Origin of the sequence: Longimicrobium sp. (genome assembly GCF_036399255.1) — a bacterium.
GTDB lineage: Bacteria > Gemmatimonadota > Gemmatimonadetes > Longimicrobiales > Longimicrobiaceae > Longimicrobium.
Genome location: NZ_DASWNM010000162.1, coordinates 1 through 20,779, shown reverse-complemented (window position 1 = coordinate 20,779; position 20,779 = coordinate 1). Strand labels below are relative to the sequence as shown.

Below are 20,779 nucleotides of genomic sequence, written 5' to 3'. Positions count from 1 at the left end.
GGGCCAGTGCCGGAGCGGTGCGGCGGGGCACCAGCAGCAGACAGTAGATTTCTCAGTCGGCGCGCCGGATTTCGTGCGAGCCGATGGTGCGGTGTGGCGCCTCCTTCGAAATGACATACGGGCGCGAGCGCAGGGATTCTTAAACACCCTCTCAGAAGTCAACGCGGCCAGGCTGGTTCTTGAACACATTTTCAGGCCCGTCATCCGTCGTCCATGGACGTACGCGGCGGAATCACGTTTCCACGCAGCGGTCTTGCGCAGGCATCCTCCGGCGTGCTTCCTTGTGCAATCCTGCCTGCGGTCCAAGCCACGTCCTCCCCATCGGCCCATCCATGCCCTCGCCCGCACGCGAAAGCTTTTTTCCCCGCTGGACCCCCGTCGCCGGCGGGGTGATCGGCCCCGAGGAGCGGCTGCCATGGGGGCAGACGCTGGTGGTGGGGCTGCAGCACGTGTTCGCCATGTTCGGCGCCACGGTGCTGGTGCCCATCCTCATGGGCTTCGATCCCAACACCTCCGTGTTTTTTTCGGGGATCGGGACGTTGCTCTTCTTCGTGATCGTGGGCGGGCGGGTGCCCAGCTACCTGGGGAGCAGCTTCGCGTTCGTGGCGGTGACGCTGGCGGCCACGGGGTACGCGGGAAAGGGGCCCAACCCCAACATCGGCGTGGCGCTGGGCGGGATCATCGCGGCGGGGGCGCTGTACGCCGTCATCGGGCTGATCGTGATGGCGACCGGGTACCGGTGGATCGAGCGGCTGATGCCCCCCGTGGTCACCGGCTCGGTGGTGGCGGTGATCGGGCTGAACCTGGCGCCGGTGGCGGTGCGCGCCATCAGCGGCAGCGGCTTCGACACGGCGATCGGCCTGGCGACGGTGCTGGCGACGGGCGCCGTGGCCGTCTACGCGCCCGGGCTGCTGCGCCGCGTGCCCATCCTGCTGGGCGGGATCATCGGCTACCTGCTGTACCTGGTGCTGGCCAACGGGATGGGGATGGGGCCGGTCATCAACTTTGCGCCACTGCGCGAGGCCGCGTGGATCGGCTTTCCCCACTTTTCGCGTCCCGTCTTTCGCTGGGACGTGGCGCTGCTCTTTGCCCCGGCGGCGCTGGTGCTGGTGGCCGAGAACCTGGGGCACGTCAAGGCGGTGGGCGCCATGACGGGGCAGTCGCTGGACCGCTACCTGGGCCGCGCGTTCGTGGGCGACGGGCTGGCGTGCATGGTGGCCGCGTCGGGCGGCGGCACGGGCGTTACGACGTACGCCGAGAACATCGGGGTGATGGCGGTGACGCGCATCTACTCCACGCTCATCTTCGTGGTGGCGGCGGTGGCGGCGATCGTGATGGGGATGTCGCCCAAGTTCGGGGCGCTGGTGGGGACCATCCCGGGCCCGGTGCTGGGCGGGCTGTCGGTGGTGCTGTTCGGGCTGATCGCGGCCACCGGCGGGCGCATCTGGGTGCAGAACCGGGTGGACTTCTCCAACAGCCGCAACCTGGTGACGGCCGCGGTCACGCTGACCATCGGGGCGGGGGACCTGGTGATCAAGATGGGCGGGTTCTCCGTGGGCGGCATCGGCACGGCGACGTTCGGCGCCATCATCCTCTACCAGCTGCTGCGCGAGCCGGCGGAGCGCCACGACGCCCTGGCCACCGCGGATTCCGGCGTGGACCTGGAAGCCGCGCGGCCTGCCGGCGTGCACTGAGCGCCAGCACGATGGGATCGATCCCGGCCTGACACGGAGCCCGCGAAACCGAGTTCCGTGAGCGCGTGGAGAAACGCCGTCCCTCTGCAGGGGCGGCGTTCTGCATTCGAGGGAAGAACGGCGGCAGTGAATCGAACGCGTTCAACAAAGTTCTTGCGCCTGGCGAGAGCGCGAACTATCCTTGGCCGCAGAGTGAGTTGAACATGTTCAACACAAGCCCGCGCGGGGCGGAGGGGGTGCCGATGAAGATCGTGATGCCGGGTGGGACGGGACAGGTCGGGCGGGTGCTCGCCGAGGCGCTTCGGCGCCGCGGCGACGAGGTCGTGGTGCTGAGCCGCGGCGCCCCGCGTGAGCCGGGTGTCGTTGCCTGGGACGGCCGGACGCCCGGGGCGTGGATGAACGAGATCGACGGTGCCGACGCGGTGATCAACCTGGCCGGGCGCAGCGTGAACTGCCGCTACCACAAGGCCAACCTCACGGAGATGCTGGCGTCGCGCATCGACTCCACGCGCGCGGTGGCACAGGCCGTCGAGGCGGCGGCGCGGCCGCCCCGCGTGTGGCTCCAGGCCAGCACCGCCACCCTTTACGCGCACCGCTTCGACGCGCCCAACGACGAGGCGTCCGGCGTCATCGGCGGCGATGAGCCGGACGTGCCCGGCTACTGGCGCTTCAGCATCGAGATCGCCCAGGCCTGGGAGAGGGAGCTCGCGGCGGCGAACACGCCGCACACGCGAAAGGTGGCGATGCGAATGGCCATCGTGATGGCCCCGGACCGGGAGGGGACGTTCGGCATCCTCCACCGCCTTACGCGCCTGGGGCTCGGCGGGCCGATCGCCGGCGGGGCGCAGTACATGTCGTGGATCCACGACCGCGACCTCGCGCGCTCCGCCCTCTGGCTGCTGGACCGCGAGGAGATGGAGGGCGCCGTGAACCTGGCCGCGCCGGAACCCCTGCCGCAGCGCGAGTTCATGCGCGCCCTGCGTGCCGCGGCGGGCGTCCCCATAGGCCTGGGCGGGACGCGGTGGATGATCGAGATCGCCGCGGCCCTTCACCGCACCGACACGGAGCTCCTTCTCAAGAGCCGCCGCGTCGTACCGTCCCGGCTGCTCGGCGCCGGCTTCCGCTTCGACTTTCCCTCCTGGCCCGCCGCCGCACGCGACCTGGTCGCCCGCATGGGTTGAGGGCTGGCGGAGCGCCACCGTGGATCTGGTGCCACTCCGAAAAAGCAAAAAGCGGAAGGGTACAGAGGAACAGACAACAGCCAGAGGAACAGAGGGAGATCGATTTCCTCTGCTCCTCTGGCTGTTGTCTGTTCCTCTGTACCCCCAATCTTTTCAGGATCTGGGAATCAGGCGCGTTCGCTGGCGAGCAGCGCCTGGAGCCGGTCGAGGTTCTGCTCGTTGGCGGGTTCGCTGATGCGGCGCATCTTCGCGGCGGCCTCGGGGCTCTCGAACTCCTGCACCCAGGCCAGGCGCGTATGGTCACCGTGCGGGGCCAGCGTCACCGTCAGCCTGTACCACGGCTTTACGACGTGCTCGATCACGATCCGGCTGTCGGGCTCGATCTCGCGAAAGACGCTCTCGTTGGGGTAGCTGGCGCCGTTGGGGCCGTGCATCACGAAGACCCAGCGGCCGCCGGGGCTGAACTCGAACCGCTGGAACGTGTTCGTAAAGCCGCTCGGCCCCCACCATTGCGCCAGGCGCTCCGGCTGCGCGAACGCGGCGAACACCGCTCGCGGGCTGGCGGAGAGCAGCCGCTCGGTGCTGACGGCGGCGCTCGGGTCGTTCGCCTGGGACATCGGCAACTCCTTCAGGGAAGTCGGATCTCGCGCCGCCTCGGTCCGGGCGAAGGGCGAAAGATTCTCCGGTCGCGCCAGCGGGCTCCGCGGCTGTTCCGACGGTCCGGGACGGGCGCGCTCGCGGAATGACAGGTGGTTCCGCGGGCAGTGTACGGGGATCGAAGGGCGCCGCCAAGCCGGCATGGGTCATCTGCACCATGCCGGCCCGGGGGGAGTGCGGCATCTTTCCCTCCGTCGGGCCGAGCAAGGTCCGCGCTGCAACCCCAACGGAGCCGGCCCGCCATGAGCGGTACACCGTCCACCCCATCTTCAGCCGACGCGGCGGAGCAGCCTTCCGCCCCGGCTTTGCGCATAGATCGCGGCCCCCGGGCCGCGGCCCAATCCCCAGTTCCAGCCGATGAGGCGGAGCGGCATCCCGCCCCGGCTTTGCACATAGATCTTGGCCGCGAGGCCGGCGCCGCGCGCCTCCGGGCGGTCGCGGACGCCGCCTCCGGCGCGGCGGGAGCCCAGTCGCCCGAGGCGCTGGCCGCGGTGCTGCGCCGCGCCTGCGCCCGGGCGCTGCCGTGCGACGGCTTTCGCTTCGCCACCTTCGACGCCGCCGCCGGCGCGCTGCGCTACCACACCTCGTTCCCCGCGCTGGCCACGGGCGACGACGAGATGGGGTGGCGCGCCGTGCGCGCGCGGCGTCCGCTGCGCGTGCGCCCCCGCGGCGGCTCGCCCGGCGTGCTCAGCGCACCGGTCCTGGCCGGCGGCGAGGCGCTGGGCGTTCTCGTCGCGGTCCGCAACGGCGCGGGGTTCAGCACGGACGACGTGCAGGTGATGGAGGCGCTGGCCGGCGTGGCCGCGTCGGCGCTGGCGCGGCTGCGCATGGCCGACGACCACCGCGCCGCCGTCGAGGCGCTGGCCGGCAGCGAGGCCCGCTTTCGCGGGATGTACGAGCAGTTTCCCCTGAGCGTGCAGATCTTTACGCCGGACGGGCGCACGGTGGAGGTGAACCGGGCCTGGGAGCGGCTGTTCGGGCTGCGCCTCGAGGACACGCGCGACTGGAACCCGCTGCACGAGCCGCAGCTGGCCCCGCTGGGCGACATGCTGCGCCGCGGCTTCGCCGGCGAGGCGCTGGACCTCCCCGCCAGCGAGTTCGACACGCGGCGCGCCTTCGAGGAGGTGGGCGGCGCGGCCGCCGAGCCGCGCTGGATCCAGGCCTCCGCGCGCCCGGTGCGCGCCGCGGACGGGTCCGTGGGCGAGGTGATCGTGGTGCACCAGGACGTCACCGACCTCAAGCGGGCGCAGGCCGAGCTGCAGCGCGCCAACCAGGCGCTGGAGCAGCGCGTGGAAGCGCGCACCCGCGAGCTGGCGCACGCCAACGACGCGCTGGCCGCCGAGGTGCAGCAGCACCGCGCCGCGCGCGAGGAGCTGCTGCAGCGCACGCTGGAGCTGGAGGTGGTGTTCCGGGCGCTTCCCGACCTGTACTTCCGCCTGGCCGACGACGGGCGCATCCTGAGCTACCGCGCCGACGCCGACAACGCGCTGTACGTGCCCCCCGAGCTGTTCCTGAACCGGCGCATGCAGGAGGTGCTGCCGCCGGACGTGGGCGCCAAGTTCGACGAGGCGTGCGCGCGGGTGCGGCGGACGGGGCAGATGGCGGCCATGGACTACACGCTGGACGGCCCCGACGGCGAGCCCCGCGCCTACGAGGCGCGCCTGGTGCCGCTGGTGCCCGGCGAGCTGGCGGCCGTCGTCCGCGACGTCACCGAGCGGGTGGAGGCCGAGCGTGCCCTGCGCGCCCGCGAAGAGCACTTCCGGCGGCTCATCGAGCACGCGTCGGACCTGGTGTCCATCATCGGCCCCGACGGCACCATCCGCTACGAGAGCGAGGCCATCGAGCGGATGTACGGCTACACCGTGGCCGAGGGGATCGGCACCTCGGCGTGGGACCGGGTGCACCCCGACGACCACGCCCGGGTCTCGGCCGCGCTGGCGGGCGTGGCGGCCAACCCGGGGATGACGGGCTCGGCCGAGTTCCGCTACCGCGCCAGGAGCGGCGAGTGGCGCTTCGTGGAGGCGGTGGGCAAGACGCTGACGGACGACGCGCGCGACGGCATCGTCATCAACACCCGCGACGTCACCGCGCGCCGGCAGGCCGAAGAGGCGCTGCGCGAGAGCGAGGAGCGCTACCGCGCGCTCATCGAGAACGGGCACGACATCATCGTCATCCTGGACCCCGAGACGGGGCGGATGCGCTACCAGAGCCCGTCCACGGAGCGCGTACTGGGCTACGCGCCGCGCGACGTGGCCGATCGCAACGTGCTGGAGCTCATCCACCCCGACGACCAGGAAGCCAGCCTGGCCGCCATCGCCCGCGCCGTGGCCGCGCCGGGGACCACGCACCACGCCGAGTACCGCTTTCTGCACGCGGACGGCGGGTGGCGGCACCTGGAAACCTTCGGGCGCACGCTGCTCCCCGACTCGGCGGCGCAGGGGCTGGTGTTCAACACCCGCGACATCACCGACCGCAAGGAGGCCGAGGACGCGCTGCGCCGCAGCGAGCGGCACTTCCGCCGGCTCATCGAGAACGGCCAGGACAGCATCTCCATCGTGGATCCCGCGGGGGTCATGACGTACATGAGTCCCTCGTCGCTCCCCATGCTGGGGTACGCGCCCGAGGAGCTGGTGGGGCGCAGCACCTTCGAGTTCATCCACCCCGACGACCAGCCGCTGGTGGGGACCGAGATCGCGCGGGTGTTCGCCAGCCCCGGCACCATCGGGCTGGTGGAGTACCGCTTCCGGCACAGGGACGGCAGCTGGCGCTACCTGGAGGCCATCGGGCAGACGCTGAACCCCGATTCGGCCGCGGACGGGCTGGTGGCCAACACCCGCGACGTGACCGAGCGGCGGCTGTCGGAAGAAGCGCTGCGCCGCGCCACGGCCGAGGCCGAGGCGGCCAACCGCGCCAAGAGCGAGTTCCTGTCGCGGATGAGCCACGAGCTGCGCACCCCCATGAACAGCATCCTGGGCTTTGCGCAGCTGCTGGAGCGGGGAGCCCCGCTGGAGCCCCACCAGCAGCGCGGGGTGCAGCACATCCTGACCGCCGGGCGCCACCTGCTGCGGCTGATCAACGAGGTCCTCGACATCGCCCGCATCGAGTCGGGCCGCCAGCAGCTTTCGCTGGAGCCGGTGCGGCTGGACGCGGTGCTGCAGGAGGCGGTGGTGCTGGCGCGGCCGCTGGCGGCGCAGGCGGGGATCTGCCTGGCGGCGGACGACGGGCCGGCCGGCACGCTGTTCGTCCGCGCCGACCGGCAGCGGCTGGTGCAGGTGCTGCTGAACCTGCTTTCCAACGCGGTCAAGTACAACCGCGAGGACGGCGAGGTGCGGCTGGAGTGGGAGATGGTCCCGGCCGAGGACGAGGGCGGCGCGCGCATCCGCCTGCGGGTGCGCGACACGGGGGTGGGGATCGCGCCGGAGCTGGTGGACCAGCTGTTCGTCCCCTTTGCCCGGCTGGGGGCGGAGTACAGCGACGTCGAGGGGACGGGGCTGGGGCTGGCGCTGAGCCAGCGGCTGGTGGAGGCCATGGGCGGCGCGCTGGTGCTGGAGCACAGCGGCGGCGAGGGAAGCAGCTTCGCGGTGGAGCTGCGGCTGAGCCGCGACCCGGTGGAGGGGCTGGCCCTGCGCGCCGCCGCCGCGCCCGCCCCCGAGCCGCGGCCGTGCACGCCGGCGACGCTGCTGTACGTGGAGGACAACCTGGCCAACCTGAGCCTGGTCGAGACCATCCTGGCCTCGCGGCCGGGGTGGAAGACGATCCCGGCGCTGCAGGGGCGCCTGGGGACGGAGCTGGCGCGCGAGCACCTCCCCGACGTGGTGCTGCTGGACCTGCACCTTCCCGACGTGCAGGGCGACGAGGTGCTGCGCCGGTTGCGCGCGGACCGGCGCACCGCGGGGATCCCGGTGGTGATGATCAGCGCCGACGCCACGCCGCGCACCATCGACCGGCTGCGCGCGCAGGGGGCCGACGCGTACCTCACCAAGCCGCTGGACGTGGACGAGTTCCTGTCCACCATCGACCGCCTGCTCGCGCGCCCCGCCGCCGCGGCGTAGAGTTCTCCTGAATCTGCCCAAAAGACCGGGGGTACAGAGGAGCAGAGGTTGGCGGAGGAACAGAGGACCCGCGCCTCTGTTCCTCTCTTTTCTTCCTCTGCTCCTCTGTACCCCCGGTCCTTTTTCTTCCCTCTGACGATTTCTCTAGGTCCGGAGGGGTGGATGGGTCATCTTTCCCATGTGGCTCCGGGCGCCGGTGAGTATGATTCACCCGTCCAATGCGGACGCCGCTGGAAACCCCTTCCCGAAGCACTGCCATGAACGCCGATCCCCTCACCTCGTGCTCCATCCTGCTGGTGGACGACGAGGAGGCCAACCTGGACCTGCTCGAGGGCTTTCTTCGCAGCGAGGGATACGACACGCTGGCCCGCACCACCGACTCGCGCCGGGTGCTGTCGATGATGGAGGAGCACCGGCCCGACCTGGTGCTGCTGGACCTGCACATGCCCTGGAAGGACGGCTTCGCCGTCATGCGCGAGCTGCGCGAGCACGTTCCCGCCGACGACTACGTCCCCGTCCTGGTGCTGACCGCCGACATCACCAGCGAGGCGCGTGAGAAGGCGCTCTCGGGCGGCGCCCGCGACTTTCTCACCAAGCCGTTCGACGTGGTCGAGGTGCTGCTGCGCGTGCGCAACCTGCTGGAGACGCGCGTGCTGTACCTGCGCCAGCGCCAGGCCCGCGAAGAGGCCGAGCGCGCCGAGCGCCGCGCCGCCTTCCTGGCCGAGGCCAGCCGCGTGCTGGCCTCCAGCTTCGACACCTGCACCACGCTGGCCCAGCTGGCCCGCCTGGCCGTGCCCGAGCTGGCGGACCTGTGCATCGTGGACGTGCTCGAGGACGACGACACCTACCGGCAGGTGGGCGCGGCGCACGTGGACGCGGAGAAGGAGGGGATGATCCGCTCGGTGGCGCCCACCGACCGCACGCGCCACCACCCGCTGGGCGCCATGTTCGCCGGCGGCGAGCCGGTGCTCCTTTCCGAGGTGTCGGACGTGCTGCTGCAGGCGCTGGCGGGGGGCGCGGGGATGCGCGAGCTGATGGGGGTCATCGGCCCGCGCTCGGCGATGGTGGTGCCGCTGCGCGCCGGCGACCGGCCCATCGGGGGATTGACGCTGGTGTCGGCCGAGTCGGGGCGGCGCTTTGGGCCCGAGGACCTGGCGCTGGCGCAGGAGCTGGCCCGCCGCGCCGCGCTGGCGGTGGAGAACGCGCAGCTGTACGCCGAGGCGCAGTCCGCCACCCGCGCCCGCGACGAGATGCTGGCCGTGGTCGCCCACGACCTGCGCAACCCGCTGTCGACCATCTCGCTGGGCGCGGAGCTGCTGCTGGACACCACGCCGGAAGACAGTGAGCACGCGTTCCAGCGCCGGCACCTGGGCACCGTCAAGCGCTCGGCCGAGCGGATGAACCGGCTGATCCAGGACCTGCTGGACGTGTCGCGCGTGGCCGGCGGCAAGATGACCATGGCGCCCAAGGACGAGGACCTGTCGCTGCTGCTGGCCGAGTCGGCCGCCATGCTGCGCCCGCTGGCCGAGGCGCGCGGGATCACCTTCCAGACGCGGGGCTTCCGCGAGCTGCCGCGGCTGCGGGTGGACGGCGCGCGCCTGATGCAGGTGATCAGCAACCTGGTGGGGAACGCGCTCAAGTTCACGCCGGAGGGCGGGTCGGTGACGCTGGCGGGCGAGTGGGGCGCGGACGGGGTGCGCGTGTCGGTGATCGACACCGGCAGCGGGATCTCGCCCGAGCAGCTGCCGCACGTGTTCGGGCGCTTCTGGCAGGCGCACGCGGCCGACCGGCGCGGGCTGGGGCTGGGGCTGGCCATCGCCCGCGGCATCGTCGAGGCGCACGGCGGGCGCATCTGGGTGGAGAGCGAGCTGGGGCAGGGAAGCATCTTCCACTTCACCCTTCCCGCCAAGGCACCGGCGGAGATCGATGCCACGGTGACAACCGGGAGCGCGGAGGTGGAGGCGCTGGCGGGGGTGTGAAGTTAGTTCGGCGGAAGACCGTGCAGGGCTGGCCGTCCGATGCTTCGGACGGGACGATGCGCGCGGCCGGCGCCCCCTCCGGGCTCGCACCACTCGCCCACCTCCCCCAACACTGCTGGGGGAGGTTTTTGTTTTGGGGGTGGGGGCAAGGGCGAATGAATTCGCTGCAACAACCACACGAAGGCCGCCTTCGCGGACTGGAGGCCCTGTCGTTGGGCCAAGTGCCTGCCACGTGGCTGGTTGGGGGGATGGCCTGGGCGGCGGACCGTCCGAAGCGGGATCGAATTCTCCCCTCTCCGTGAGGAACGAACGGGGAGGGGCCGGGGGAGGGGCACCCCGCGGACGCAGTTCGATGCCGTTCGAAGCGCCCCGAATCTCCCCCCGCCTCTCCCCCCGCCGCACCCTCCCGAACCGTTGCGGGGGCAGAATTTGACGGTTTCCCTGCCGCCCGCTATGTTTCTGCCCGTCGTTACCAGGCTGAGAAACCCCGACGGAGGTTACATGGCGCTACGCGACCGCTTTCGCGGTCTTACGCTCGCGGACAGCCTCGCGCTGCGCGTGAACGAAGACCCGCAGCGGCCCTTCGTTGCGTTCGAGGACCGCAGGCTCACGTACGCGCAGGTGGACGCGCAGGCCGACGCCCTGGCGGCGGCGCTCCATGAGCTGGGAATCGAGGCGGGAGACCGCATCGCCCTCACCCTTCCCAACTGGCCCGAGTTCGTGGTCTCCGCGTTCGCGGCGGCCAAGCTGGGCGCCGTCATCGTTCCGCTCAACCCCCGGTTCACCAGCCCGGAGCTGCAGTACATGCTGCGGCACTCGGAATCCGTCGCCGTGGTGACGGCCGAGAACTGGGAGGGAACGGACTACCTGGCCCGCTTCGAACAGTACCTGGGCGTGCTTCCCGACCTGCAGTACGTGGTGTCGGTGGGCGAGGAAGACCTGTGGTACGACGACCGCATCCACCAGTTCGAAGACCTGGTGAGCAGCGGCGAGGGGCGTGCGTATCCAAAGCACGAAGGCGGGGCCGACGAGCTGTTCGCCATCATGTACACCTCGGGCACCATGGGCAAGCCCAAGGGGGTGGAGCTCACGCACGAGAACCTGATGGCCAACGCCGCCCTCAGCGCCGACGCGCTGGGGCTGGCGGCCGACGACGTGGTGTTCGGCGTCAACACGCTGTTCAACGCGTTCGGCATCGGCACGGGGGTGCTGGGGACCATGGTGGCCGGCGCGTCGCTGGTGCTGCACGAGGGGTACGACTCGGCCACGGTGCTCGACATCGTCGAGCGCGAGCGGGTGACGGTGTTCCACGGCGTCCCCACCAACTTCATCCTGGCGCTCAACGCCCCCGACCGCGAAAACCGCGGCACGGGGTCGCTGCGTACCGGGGTGGTGGCGGGCGCGCCGGTCCCCGAAGAGCTGGTGCAGCGCATTCAGCGCGAGCTGGTGCCCGGGGTGCGCGTGGGGTACGGGATGACGGAGACCGGCAACCTGGTCTCGGTCAACACGCCCTCCGACCCGCCGGGGAAGCAGGTGGCCACGGTGGGCCGCGCGCTTCCCGAGGTGGAGATCCGCGTGATCGACGTGGACGGCTCGGTGCTCCCGGTGGAGTCGGTGGGCGAGCTGGCGGTGCGGGGGCCGTGCATCATGCGCGGGTACTACCGGCAGCCGGGCGAGACGTCGCAGGTGTTCACGCCCGACGGGTTCTTCCTGACCGGCGACCTGGGGATGGTGGACGAGGAGGGCTACGTCCACATCATCGGGCGCCGCAAGGAGATGATCATCCGCGGCGGGTTCAACGTCTACCCGCGCGAGGTGGAGGACCGGCTGCACGCCCATCCCGCGGTGCTCGACGTGGCGGTCGTGGGGCTCCCCGACGAGATCCTGGGCGAGGTGGCGTGCGCCTGCATCGTCCCCGTGGAGGGGGCGATCGTCACGGGTCCGGAGATCCGCGACTTTTGCCGCGAGGTGCTGGCGGACTACAAGGTCCCCGACCTAGTGCGGTTTCTGGACGGCTTCCCGCTGACGGGAAGCGGCAAGGTTCGCCGCGTGGAGCTCGCGCGCATGATCAGCGCGGAAGAGAGCAGCCGCCGGTGAACACGAAAAGCAGACGAGGCTCCTCCCGCCGTCGGGTGGAAGAGAAAGTACCGAGTCCCCAGTGCCAAGTGCCCAGGTGCCCGCAGAGCGGCATCCGGCACTTGGCACTAGGCACTTGATACTTGGCACTTCCACACCGAGGCCGAGGGGACTCGTCAGATCGTAAACGAAACGACTGACTGGACAACCGATGAACAAATCCCCGATGCTCTCGCAGCAGGTCCTTACGGGTGGACCGGCGATGAGCAGCACGCGCAGCGCCGCGCTGCTGATCGACTTTGACAACGTCACCATGAACGTGCGCAGCGACCTGGGCAAGGAGCTCAAGTCGCTGCTGGACTCCGACGTCTTCCGCGGCAAGATCGCCGTCCGCCGCGCCTACGCCGACTGGCGCCGCTACCCCGCCAGCGTGGTTCCCCTGACGGAAGCCTCCGTCGACCTGATCTTTGCCCCCGCCTACGGCACCTCCAAGAAGAACGCCACCGACCTGCGCATGGCGGTGGACGCCATCGAGCTGGCCTTCATGCGCCCCGAGATCGGCGTCTTCATCCTGCTCACCGGCGACAGCGACTTCTCGAGCTGCGTGATGAAGCTCAAGGAGTACGGCAAGTACGTCATCGGCGTGGGGATGCGGGAGAGCGCCAGCGACCTGCTCATCCAGAACTGCGACGAGTACTACTCGTACCACAACCTCAGCGGCCTTACGCGCGCCACCGAAGACACCGGCGTGCGCGAGAACCCGTGGGAGCTGGTGACCAAGGCCGCCACCCTGATGGCCCGCCGCGGCGACGTGATGCGCGTGGACCGGCTGAAGCAGGTGATGGTGGAGCTGGACCAGGGGTTCAACGAAAAGGACATCGGGTACGGCAAGTTCAGCAAGTTCATCACCGAGGCGCAGCAGCGCGGCGCGGTGCGCCTGCGCCGCACCGACGGCGGCGACTGGGAGGTGGCGCCGCCGCGCGTGGAGGAGGGCGGCGACGACTCCGCCCCCGTCTCGGGCGAGCCGCGTCCGGACCGCGAGCGCGGGCGTGACCGCGATCGCGACCGCGGCCGGGGACGTGGCCGCTTCGGCGACCGCTACCGCGACCGTGACGGCCGCGGCGGCGACCGCGAGCGTCCGCGCACCGACGCGCCCGCGCCCATCGCGGCTGCGCCCGCCGACGCCGCGCCCGCCGACGTCTACGAGGCGCCGGCCGATGCGCCGGCCCGCGTGCCCGAGGCGAGCGTTCCCGCGTTCGCCGAGCCGGACGTGGAGGCGCAGGCCCCCGCGGCCCAGGCGCCGGCCGCCGAGCCCGCCGCCGCCCCGGCTCCCACGGTCCGCGCGCCCTCCCCGGCGCCCTCGGGCGAGGCGGTGGACCCGCTGCGCAACGCGTACGCGCTGCTGCAGCACGCGCTGCGGCAGATGGTCAAGCGTCCGGGCGACACGGCCCGCGACGGCGACCTGAAGCGCCGCATGCTCGAGATCCAGCCGGGCTTCGACGAGCACACGCTGGGCTTCAGCAAGTTCAACCGCTTCCTGCGCCAGGCCCACGACGCCGAAGTGGTGGACGTGCGCCGCCAGGAGGACGGCGGCTACGAGGTGCTGCTTCCCGCCGGCGGCAAGCGGCTCCCGGAGCCGGTGCTGACCGCGGGCGCGCCGCAGGCCCGCGCGGCCGCGGACACGTCCGCGGCCCCGGCCCCCTCCGCCGCGGGCGGAACGGGCGAGGCGGCCGGCGCGGAGCGCGGCGGGCGGGGTGGACGGGGACGCGGCCGCGGCCGTGGCGCGACCGCCGGTCCGCCGCCGCTCCTTCCCGGGCAGGTGGTGGGCGGCGGCGATGCGCAGCCGGTGGAGGAGCAGCGCCCCGCCGCGCGTGCGGAGGAGCCCGCCGCGGCCCCGGCCGAGACGCCGGAGATGACGCCGGCGCAGGCCGTTCAGGAGGCGGACGACGGCGCGCTGGTGACGCACCGCGAGCCCGCGGTGCCCACGGCGCAGCTGGGGGACCCCGCCAGCGTCGCCAACCGCGGCTCGTCCACCTCCGCCGGTGCGGTGGGGATTCGCGGCGGCCGCGGCCGTCGCGGCGGAACACCGTCCGGGCCGCCGCCGCTCCTTCCGGGGCAGGTGATCTCGGTGGGCGGCGCGCGTCCGCAGGAGCCGGCGCCGCAGGTGGCGGCGGATGATCCGCAGCCCGAGCCGCAGGCCGAGGCGCCGCGCGCCGAGACGCCCGCGGAGGAGCCGGCCGCGCAGGAGCGTGGCGGCCGTTCGCGCGGGGGACGCGGCCGGGGTGCCGAAGAGGCGCCGGCGGCGGAGGCGCAGCCGGCCGCGGCGCCCGCGTTCGATCCGGCGGCGCTGGGGCTGCCGTCGGACCGCGATGGCATCGTGCAGCGCGTGGCCTCGTACAACTTCGTCGGCCGCGCCACGGGCGAGGCGCTGGCGGACGCGTACGGCGCCGAGGTGTGGCGCACGCTGGACGAAAACCCCGACGCCGTCCGCGAGCTGCTGGGCGCCCGCAAGGCGCGCCCGCTGCTGGAGCAGTGGGGCACGGAGCGCGAGCAGCTGATGGCGAACGCGCCGGCGCCCGCCCCGGCCGCCGAGGAAGCCCCGGCGGCGGACGAGTCCGCTCCGGCGGAGGCCGAGGCGGTGGTGGGCGACACAGATCCCACGCTGATGGGCGACGCCACCACGCCTGAGGCTGGCGGCGGCGGGCGCTCGCGGCGCGGCGGGCGGGGCAGGGGACGCGGCCGCGCGGCGGCGGACGAGTCTGCGCCCGCGCAGGCGGAGGCCGTGGTGGGCGACACCGATCCCACGCTGGTGGGCGATGCCGGCACCGGCGCCGCCCCCGCGGGGGACGACGAGGTGCAGGCCCCCGCGGCGCAGGCCGAGGAGGTCGTGGGCGACACCGATCCCACGCTGATGGGTGACGCGGTCCTCACGGGCGACGAGGGCACGGACGCCCCGCGTGGGCGGTCCCGCAGCCGCCGCGGCGGTCGTGGACGCAGCCGCGGCGGCCGTGGCGACGCGGAGCGTGCGGAAGCGCCCGCCGCCGAAGCGCCGGCGGAAGCACCGGCCCCCGAGCCGGCACCCGCTCCCGAGGCCGCGGCGGAGGATCGCCCGGCGCGCGGACGGGGACGTGGGCGCGGCCGTGGCGGAGACGCCGCCGCGGAGGCGCCGGCCGCCGAAGCGCCCGCTCCGGAAGCCGCTCCGGCGGCGGAAGAGCCCGCCGCGCGCGGCGGACGGGGGCGTGGCCGTCGCGGAGGCACCGGTGGAGGCGCCGCCGCTCCGGCGGAAGCCGCCGCCGAAGCACCCGCGGCGGAGCCGGCGGGGGACGAGGGAGGCGCGGCCGGTGCGCGCCGCCCCCGCCGCCGCGGCGGACGCGGACGCGGCGGAAACCGCGGGCGCGAAGGCGGCGCCGCGGAGTGACGCCCAGGAAGAACGCGAGCGCCGCGCCCGAAGTCCGGGCGCGGCGCTCCGCGCATGGGGAGCCGGCGCCGCTGCCGGCCGCGTTCTACGCCCGCCCCGCCGAGGCGGTCGCGCGCGAGCTGCTGGGCGCGACGATCGTCTCCGAGGCCGGCGGGGTGCGGGTGAGCGCCGAGATCGTGGAGACGGAGGCGTACGTGGGGCCGGAGGACGAGGCCTCGCACGCGGCGGAGCGCTTTGGCCGCACAGCGCGCAACGACGCCATGTTCGGCCCGGCGGGGACGGCATACGTCTACCTGATCTACGGCATGCACTGGTGCCTGAACTTCGTCACCGGCGACGAGGGGTTCGGGGCCGCCGTGCTGGTGCGCGCCGCGCGCCCTGTCGACGGCATCGAGCACGCCCGCGCGCGGCGCCCCGGCCGCCCGGACCACGAGCTGATGCGCGGGCCGGGGAACCTGGCGCGCGCGCTGGGCGTGGACGCCGCCCTCAACCGCCATCCGCTGGACCGGCCGCCGCTCTGGATCGCGCCGGGCCGGCCGATTGCGGAGGCGGACGTGGCGGTGGGGCCGCGGATCGGCATCAGCCGGGCGGCGGACTGGCCGCTGCGCTTCTGGCTGCGCGGCGATCCGCACGTATCAGGAAAATCGTAAGATCTGATGATGAACGACCTGGACGACCTGATGGACTTTGCCGTGCGCACGGCGCGCGACGCGGGCGACGTGACGCTGCGGCACTTCGGCACGGCCGACGTGCGCTTCAAGGGCGACGGCTCCGAGCTGACCGCGGCGGACCTGGCCGCGGAGGCGTACATCCGCGCCGCCGTGGCCGAGGCGTTTCCCGAGGACGGGATCATCGGCGAGGAAGAGGCCGAGCGGCCGTCGCGCTCCGGGCGCCGCTGGATCATCGACCCCATCGACGGCACCCGGTCGTTCGCCAGCGGGGTGCCGCTGTACTGCGTGCTGCTGGCGCTGGAGGCGGAGGGCCGGCCCGTGGTGGGGTGCGCGCACTTTCCCGCCATCGGGCAGACGCTGGTGGGTGGCGTGGGGGCGGGCGCGTGGGTCAACGGCCAGCGCGTGCGCGTGTCGGAGTGCGACGACCTGTCCGCCGCGCGGCTGGTGACGTCGGGGCTGGAGTACTGGCGCGACACGCCGCTGTACCGGCCGGGCTTCGAGCGGCTGGTGGATGCGACGCGCGTGGCGCGCACGTGGGGCGACGGATTCGGCTACTACCTGGTGGCCACCGGCCGCGCGGAATTGTTCTGCGATCCCATCTGCGGACAGTACTACGACTACGCGCCGTTCGCCGTGATCCTGCCCGAGGCGGGCGGCCGCTTTTCGCAGTTCGACGGGTCGCCCATCGCCCCGCAGACCAACTCCATCGCCAGCAACGGCCTGCTCCACGACCGCGCCGCCGCGATCATGCGTGGCCCTCACCCGCTCGCGTAGCTCGCACCCGGGTCGCGCACACACCTTCCCCGCACACCCGTCTGTCATTCCGAAGGAGGCGCCGCACGGCGCTTTCCCTCACGGGGTACTCTGGCGCCGACTGAGGAATCTACCGTCGGTGTGCTGGTGGCCTGTCGCCGCGCCCCGGATCCGCGGTCACACACCTTTCCCGCACACCCGTCTGTCATTCCGAAGGAGGCGCCGCACGGCGCCTTCCCTCACTCGGTACTCTGGCGCCGACTGAGGAATCTACTGTCGGTGTGCTGGTGGCCTGTCGCCGCGCCCCGGATCCGCGCTCACACACCTTCCCCGCACACCCGTCTGTCATTCCGAAGGAGGCGCCGCACGGCGCCTTCCTCACTCGGTACTCTGGCGCCGACTGAGGAATCTACTGTCGGCGTGCTGGTGACTTGTCGTCGCCCCGCATCCGCGGGTACGACCATTCCGTGCGCAGAACCCAGAAGTGACTTCCTGAGGGAGCGCCGCGCCATCCCTTCCGGTACCCGGAATCCGGCGCGCGACCGAAGGACCTCGCTTCCGCAACGACGGGGCTGGTGCGCGCCGACGGTTCTCGGTTACGGCCTTGTCCGGCATCGTCCGAGTGCGTCGTGGCCGCGGCGCTGGTGCGGGCTGCCGCGTCCGCGCTCCAGCAATCGGAGAGTAGATCCTTCGGCCCGGCGTGCTCTGTCGGCGAGGGCGGAGTTCGGGGTGGATGGGCCTCAGGATGACAACCTGGTGTGTTGGACCGGGATCGTCCGAGTGCGTCGTGGCCGCGGCGCTGGTGCGGGCTGCCGCGTCCGCGCTCCAGCAATCGGAGAGTAGATCCTTCGGCCGGCGTACTCCGTCACGAAGGGCAGGTTCCAGGGTGCATGGGCCTCGAGATGACAACCTGGTGTGTTGGACCGGGATCGTCCGAGTGGGTCGTGGCCGCGGCGCTGGTGCGGGCTGCCGCGTCCGCGGTCGAGCAGTCGGAGAGTAGATCCTTCGGCCCGGCGTGCTCCGTCGCGACGCCGGAGTTCGGGGTGGACGGGCCTCAGGATGACAAATTTTTGGCGTGGGGAGATAAAGCAGCGCGGCGGCGCATCCGATGCGGCGCCGCGCGATTGGTATCGACCCAAAAAGCCGGGTCAGGGCAGGCGGTGCGGGGAGATGCCGGGGATCTGGATCTTGCGCGGGGCAACGGGCTCGGCGCGCTCCCAGAACGCCACCAGCTCCGCATCCGCCGCGTCTTCCCAGGCTTCCGGAGGGGGCGCCAGGCGCCGCTTGGCCACGTCGGACTCAAAGCACAGCCAGCCGCTGGAAAGCTGCGGGCTTACGAATGGCGGCGCGTGGCGCCGGTCGTGCTGGCGGCGGTCGGGTCCGTCGTAGGCAAGCACGTCCTGCCCGCGCCGCTCCCACTGGCGCGACTCCTCGTTCAGCCCCAGGCTGGGAACCACGTTCCACACCCGCCACTCGGCCCCGTCCGGGGCAATGAACGTACGCAGGCCCATCTATGCCTCTCCGGGACGGATGCTGGCGCGGACGCGCCGGGAGAAAGTCTGCCGGGACGCGGTTTATAAGGTTGCGCGAACGGGTGATTTCGTCAATCGTCACGTCCATTGCACCGGGTGGGCGGAGGAGGGCGTGTGACGGTGGAACGTGGCTTGCCCGCCGGCACCGGACCGGACGCGGGGTCCGGATCACCGGAACGGAGAAGGGGACCGATGAGCGGAGTGTTCAAGTCCATCGAGATGGTGGGCACCTCGGGGCAGAGCTTCGAGGACGCGGTGCGCGGGGCCGTAAAGCGCGCCGGCGAGACCATGCGCAACCTGGAGTGGATGGAAGTCGTGGAGCAGCGCGGCTACATCAAGGGCGGCGAGATCCACGAGTACCAGGTCAAGGTGAAGCTCTGGTTCAAGCTGGAGGACGGCGCCGGCGAGAGCTGAGGGGGAGAGAAGAAGTGCCGAGTACCTAGTATCGAGTGCCGAGACCTTGGTGAAGCGCTTCCAGGCACTCGGTACTCCGGCACTAGGTACTCGGCACTTCTTTCCCTCACACCCGCCGGCAGCGGCTGTACACCGCGCTCTGCGTCTCCAGCCGCGCGGCGCGCTGCGAGACGAACAGGCGCACGCCTTCGCCCACGTAGCCGCGCCCCGGGCCGTCGCTCATCAGGCTGTAGATGCGGCCGTTCGCCAGCGTAAGGCGGGCGCGGCTCAGGCTGGCCTGCACGGTGAACTGGTAGCCGGCGCAGTCGTAGGCGGCAATCTCGCCCGGCTGCAGGTGGTACGGCCGGTTGTTCACGCACGCGGGCAGCGCGGCCGCCAGCACCGCGGCGGCGATCAGGCGGGCGGATGCGCGCATGGGGATACGCTTGGTTCGGCGTGGCGTGCGCGGTTCAGCGCGTCAGGACCAGGAACAGCACGAACACGGCGACGATGACCACCGCCACGCCCCACGTGGGCAGCCCCAGCCGCGTGGACTTCAGGTCGCCCAGGCTGTCGCCGCGCGCGTAGTCCTTGGGGCGCGTCTCGTGGTCCGTCTCGGTGAAGCGGTTGGGATCGGGGCCGGTCGCCATCGTCATCTCCCTGTGTGCGTTGACGATGCACTACGCAACGCCCGCGCCGCGCACGGAAATCGCCCGTTGCTATCCGACTTTCCGCTCTCTTGGATGTGTTCAAGAATCAGCCTGGCCGCGTTGACTTCCTTGAGGGAGGCGCCGCGCCTGACCCGCTGCTACGAAGCAGCCTGGCGCCGACTGAAGGATCTGGCCGGCAGTACGAATGGGCTGGATTGCAACTACGGATCTGGCCCCGTCGTGCCCGGGAGTAGATCCTTCGGTCGCGCGCAACCGATTGTGTATCTTCCGGCTTCTCCGTGTGCGCTCCCTCAGGAAGTCACGCGTTTGCGTCAAGAACCCGGGAGCTGAACATCCTCTTGCCCCATCCTCGTTGCCGATGACATCCACCGCGCCCCAGGGCGAAGCGCGGCGCGCGTCACCCGCAGGCGTGGCGCTCAAGGTCGAGATCCTGGTGATCGGGGCGGGGCAGGCGGGCCTGTCCGCGGCGTACCACCTCAAGAAGCGCGGGCTGGCGCCGGACCGGGGCTTCGTGGTCCTTGACCAGGCGTCGGCGCCCGGCGGCGCCTGGCAGTTCCGCTGGCCCTCGCTCACGCTGAGCACCGTCAACCGCATCCACGACCTTCCCGGGATGCGCTTTTCCGACGCGGTGGAGACCGACGCCGGGCAGGTGCAGGCGAGCGTCGCCGTGCCGCGTTACTTCGCTGCGTACGAAAAGGCGTTCGGGCTTCCCGTCTACCGTCCCATCCGGGTGCGGGTGGTGTGCGAGCGCGGCGGGTGGCTGCGCATCGAGACGGACCGCATGGACGTCTCGGCGCGGGGGATCATCAACGCCACGGGGACGTGGGAAACGCCGTACGTCCCCGTGTATCCCGGCGCGGAGCGGTTCGCCGGACGGCAGCTGCACACCAAGGACTACCGGACGGCCGGGGAGTTCGCGGGAAAGCACGTAATCATCGTGGGCGCCGGCATCTCCGCCATCCAGCTGCTGGACGAGATCTCCCGCGTCACCACCACCACCTGGGTCACGCGCCGGCCGCCGGAGTTCCGCGAAGGTCCGTTCGACGAGCAGGCCGGCCGCGCCGCCGTGGCCATGGTGGAGGACCGGGTGCGGCGCGGGCTGCCGCCCACCTCCGTCGTGTCGGTGACGGGGCTGCCGGTGACCCCCGCCATCCAGGCGATGCGCGCCCGCGGGGTGCTGAACAGGCTGCCGATGTTCAGCGAGATCGTGGAAGACGGCGTCCGCTGGCCCGACGGCACCTTTCTGCGCGCCGACGTCATCCTGTGGTGCACCGGCTTTCGCAGCTCGCTGGACCACCTTGCGCCGCTGCAGCTGCGCGGGCCGGACGGCGGCATCGTCATGACCGGCCGCCTGGCGACGCAGGTCGCGCGCGATCCGCGGATTCACCTGGTGGGATACGGCCCGTCCGCCTCCACCATCGGCGCCAACCGCGCCGGCGCCGCCGCCGCCAGCGAGCTGATGGACTACCTGGAGATTCCGCGCACCACGGGCTGATGCAAAGTCAACGGAGAGCACCGCCGCAAATCCGGTCTACGGTCTGCCCACGGTGTCATACCAGGTCCTCCTAAGAAACTCCTGTCGGTAGGAGTTCGCCCGTGTCGATAGCGACAAGGGCGAAGCCGAGGGCATCGGCCCGTTTGTGCAGTTTGCGTACGAGGCGCTGTCGCTGTCGCGCATCATAGGCGTCGGGACCAGGGTCCT

14 protein-coding genes are annotated in these 20,779 nt (G+C 71.9%); 10 read left to right on the top strand and 4 right to left on the bottom strand.

Going from position 1 to position 20,779, the window contains the following annotated elements; all coding sequences use genetic code 11:
* The first annotated feature begins 332 nt into the window (after positions 1–332).
* Both VGC13_RS30750 and VGC13_RS30745 read left to right on the top strand, forming a co-directional pair.
* Positions 333–1,694 carry a solute carrier family 23 protein gene (locus VGC13_RS30750; protein ID WP_331129175.1) on the top strand — a complete coding sequence of 454 codons (1,362 nt, stop codon included), beginning with the start codon at positions 333–335 and terminating at the stop codon, positions 1,692–1,694.
* 242 nt (positions 1,695–1,936) lie between these two features.
* The gene (locus VGC13_RS30745) at positions 1,937–2,875 is read left to right on the top strand and encodes an epimerase (protein ID WP_331129174.1); all 939 of its coding nucleotides are present in this window, start codon (positions 1,937–1,939) and stop codon (positions 2,873–2,875) included.
* Positions 2,876–3,042: 167 nt separating this feature from the next.
* On the opposite strand, the gene VGC13_RS30740 is transcribed toward VGC13_RS30745, so the two are convergent.
* Positions 3,043–3,492 (bottom strand): SRPBCC family protein, encoded by a 450-nt coding sequence (locus VGC13_RS30740; RefSeq protein ID WP_331129173.1) that lies wholly within the window; start codon positions 3,490–3,492, stop codon positions 3,043–3,045.
* Positions 3,493–3,918: 426 nt separating this feature from the next.
* On the opposite strand from VGC13_RS30740, the gene VGC13_RS30735 reads away from it, so the two are divergent.
* From VGC13_RS30735 to VGC13_RS30710, 6 genes are all read left to right on the top strand, one after another.
* The gene (locus tag VGC13_RS30735) at positions 3,919–7,584 is read left to right on the top strand and encodes a PAS domain S-box protein (RefSeq protein WP_331129172.1); all 3,666 of its coding nucleotides are present in this window, start codon (positions 3,919–3,921) and stop codon (positions 7,582–7,584) included.
* A 257-nt stretch (positions 7,585–7,841) separates the two neighbouring features.
* Positions 7,842–9,563: an ATP-binding protein gene (locus VGC13_RS30730; protein WP_331129171.1), complete on the top strand. Its 1,722-nt coding sequence runs from the start codon at positions 7,842–7,844 to the stop codon at positions 9,561–9,563.
* Positions 9,564–10,064: 501 nt separating this feature from the next.
* Complete coding sequence (locus VGC13_RS30725; protein ID WP_331129170.1) at positions 10,065–11,660, top strand: class I adenylate-forming enzyme family protein; 1,596 nt, start codon at positions 10,065–10,067, stop codon at positions 11,658–11,660.
* 190 nt (positions 11,661–11,850) lie between these two features.
* Complete coding sequence (locus VGC13_RS30720; RefSeq protein WP_331129169.1) at positions 11,851–15,057, top strand: NYN domain-containing protein; 3,207 nt, start codon at positions 11,851–11,853, stop codon at positions 15,055–15,057.
* Entirely contained in the window at positions 15,054–15,707 is a 654-nt protein-coding gene (locus VGC13_RS30715; protein ID WP_331129168.1) for a DNA-3-methyladenine glycosylase, read from the top strand. The genes VGC13_RS30720 and VGC13_RS30715 overlap by 4 nt, the downstream gene beginning before the upstream one ends.
* A 9-nt stretch (positions 15,708–15,716) precedes the next feature.
* On the top strand, positions 15,717–16,502 hold the full coding sequence (locus tag VGC13_RS30710; protein ID WP_331129167.1) for an inositol monophosphatase family protein: 786 nt from the start codon (positions 15,717–15,719) through the stop codon (positions 16,500–16,502).
* A 1,127-nt stretch (positions 16,503–17,629) separates the two neighbouring features.
* Here the strand turns inward: VGC13_RS30710 and VGC13_RS30705 are convergent.
* Complete coding sequence (locus tag VGC13_RS30705; RefSeq protein ID WP_331129166.1) at positions 17,630–17,992, bottom strand: hypothetical protein; 363 nt, start codon at positions 17,990–17,992, stop codon at positions 17,630–17,632.
* Between the two features lie 213 nt (positions 17,993–18,205).
* Between VGC13_RS30705 and VGC13_RS30700 the strand changes: the two genes are divergently transcribed.
* Positions 18,206–18,427 (top strand): dodecin, encoded by a 222-nt coding sequence (locus tag VGC13_RS30700; protein WP_331129165.1) that lies wholly within the window; start codon positions 18,206–18,208, stop codon positions 18,425–18,427.
* 106 nt (positions 18,428–18,533) lie between these two features.
* Here the strand turns inward: VGC13_RS30700 and VGC13_RS30695 are convergent, their stop codons facing one another.
* Positions 18,534–18,842 carry a hypothetical protein gene (locus VGC13_RS30695; protein ID WP_331129164.1) on the bottom strand — a complete coding sequence of 103 codons (309 nt, stop codon included), beginning with the start codon at positions 18,840–18,842 and terminating at the stop codon, positions 18,534–18,536.
* Positions 18,843–18,876: 34 nt separating this feature from the next.
* Entirely contained in the window at positions 18,877–19,056 is a 180-nt protein-coding gene (locus VGC13_RS30690) for a hypothetical protein (protein WP_331129163.1), read from the bottom strand.
* Between the two features lie 379 nt (positions 19,057–19,435).
* On the opposite strand from VGC13_RS30690, the gene VGC13_RS30685 reads away from it, so the two are divergent.
* Complete coding sequence (locus VGC13_RS30685) at positions 19,436–20,572, top strand: NAD(P)-binding domain-containing protein (RefSeq protein WP_331129162.1); 1,137 nt, start codon at positions 19,436–19,438, stop codon at positions 20,570–20,572.
* The last annotated feature ends 207 nt before the right edge of the window (positions 20,573–20,779 follow it).

Bases quoted from the DNA above. Each gene is read 5' to 3' on its own strand.
- VGC13_RS30730 (WP_331129171.1), top strand. From the start codon at position 7,842: ATGAACGCCGATCCCCTCACCTCGTGCTCCATCCTGCTGGTGGACGAC.
- VGC13_RS30745 (WP_331129174.1), top strand. From the start codon at position 1,937: ATGAAGATCGTGATGCCGGGTGGGACGGGACAGGTCGGGCGGGTGCTC.
- VGC13_RS30720 (WP_331129169.1), top strand. From the start codon at position 11,851: ATGAACAAATCCCCGATGCTCTCGCAGCAGGTCCTTACGGGTGGACCG.
- VGC13_RS30695 (WP_331129164.1), bottom strand. From the start codon at position 18,842: ATGCGCGCATCCGCCCGCCTGATCGCCGCCGCGGTGCTGGCGGCCGCG.
- VGC13_RS30700 (WP_331129165.1), top strand. From the start codon at position 18,206: ATGAGCGGAGTGTTCAAGTCCATCGAGATGGTGGGCACCTCGGGGCAG.
- VGC13_RS30685 (WP_331129162.1), top strand. From the start codon at position 19,436: ATGACATCCACCGCGCCCCAGGGCGAAGCGCGGCGCGCGTCACCCGCA.
- VGC13_RS30690 (WP_331129163.1), bottom strand. From the start codon at position 19,056: ATGGCGACCGGCCCCGATCCCAACCGCTTCACCGAGACGGACCACGAG.
- VGC13_RS30750 (WP_331129175.1), top strand. From the start codon at position 333: ATGCCCTCGCCCGCACGCGAAAGCTTTTTTCCCCGCTGGACCCCCGTC.
- VGC13_RS30740 (WP_331129173.1), bottom strand. From the start codon at position 3,492: ATGTCCCAGGCGAACGACCCGAGCGCCGCCGTCAGCACCGAGCGGCTG.
- VGC13_RS30705 (WP_331129166.1), bottom strand. From the start codon at position 17,992: ATGGGCCTGCGTACGTTCATTGCCCCGGACGGGGCCGAGTGGCGGGTG.
- VGC13_RS30710 (WP_331129167.1), top strand. From the start codon at position 15,717: ATGAACGACCTGGACGACCTGATGGACTTTGCCGTGCGCACGGCGCGC.
- VGC13_RS30725 (WP_331129170.1), top strand. From the start codon at position 10,065: ATGGCGCTACGCGACCGCTTTCGCGGTCTTACGCTCGCGGACAGCCTC.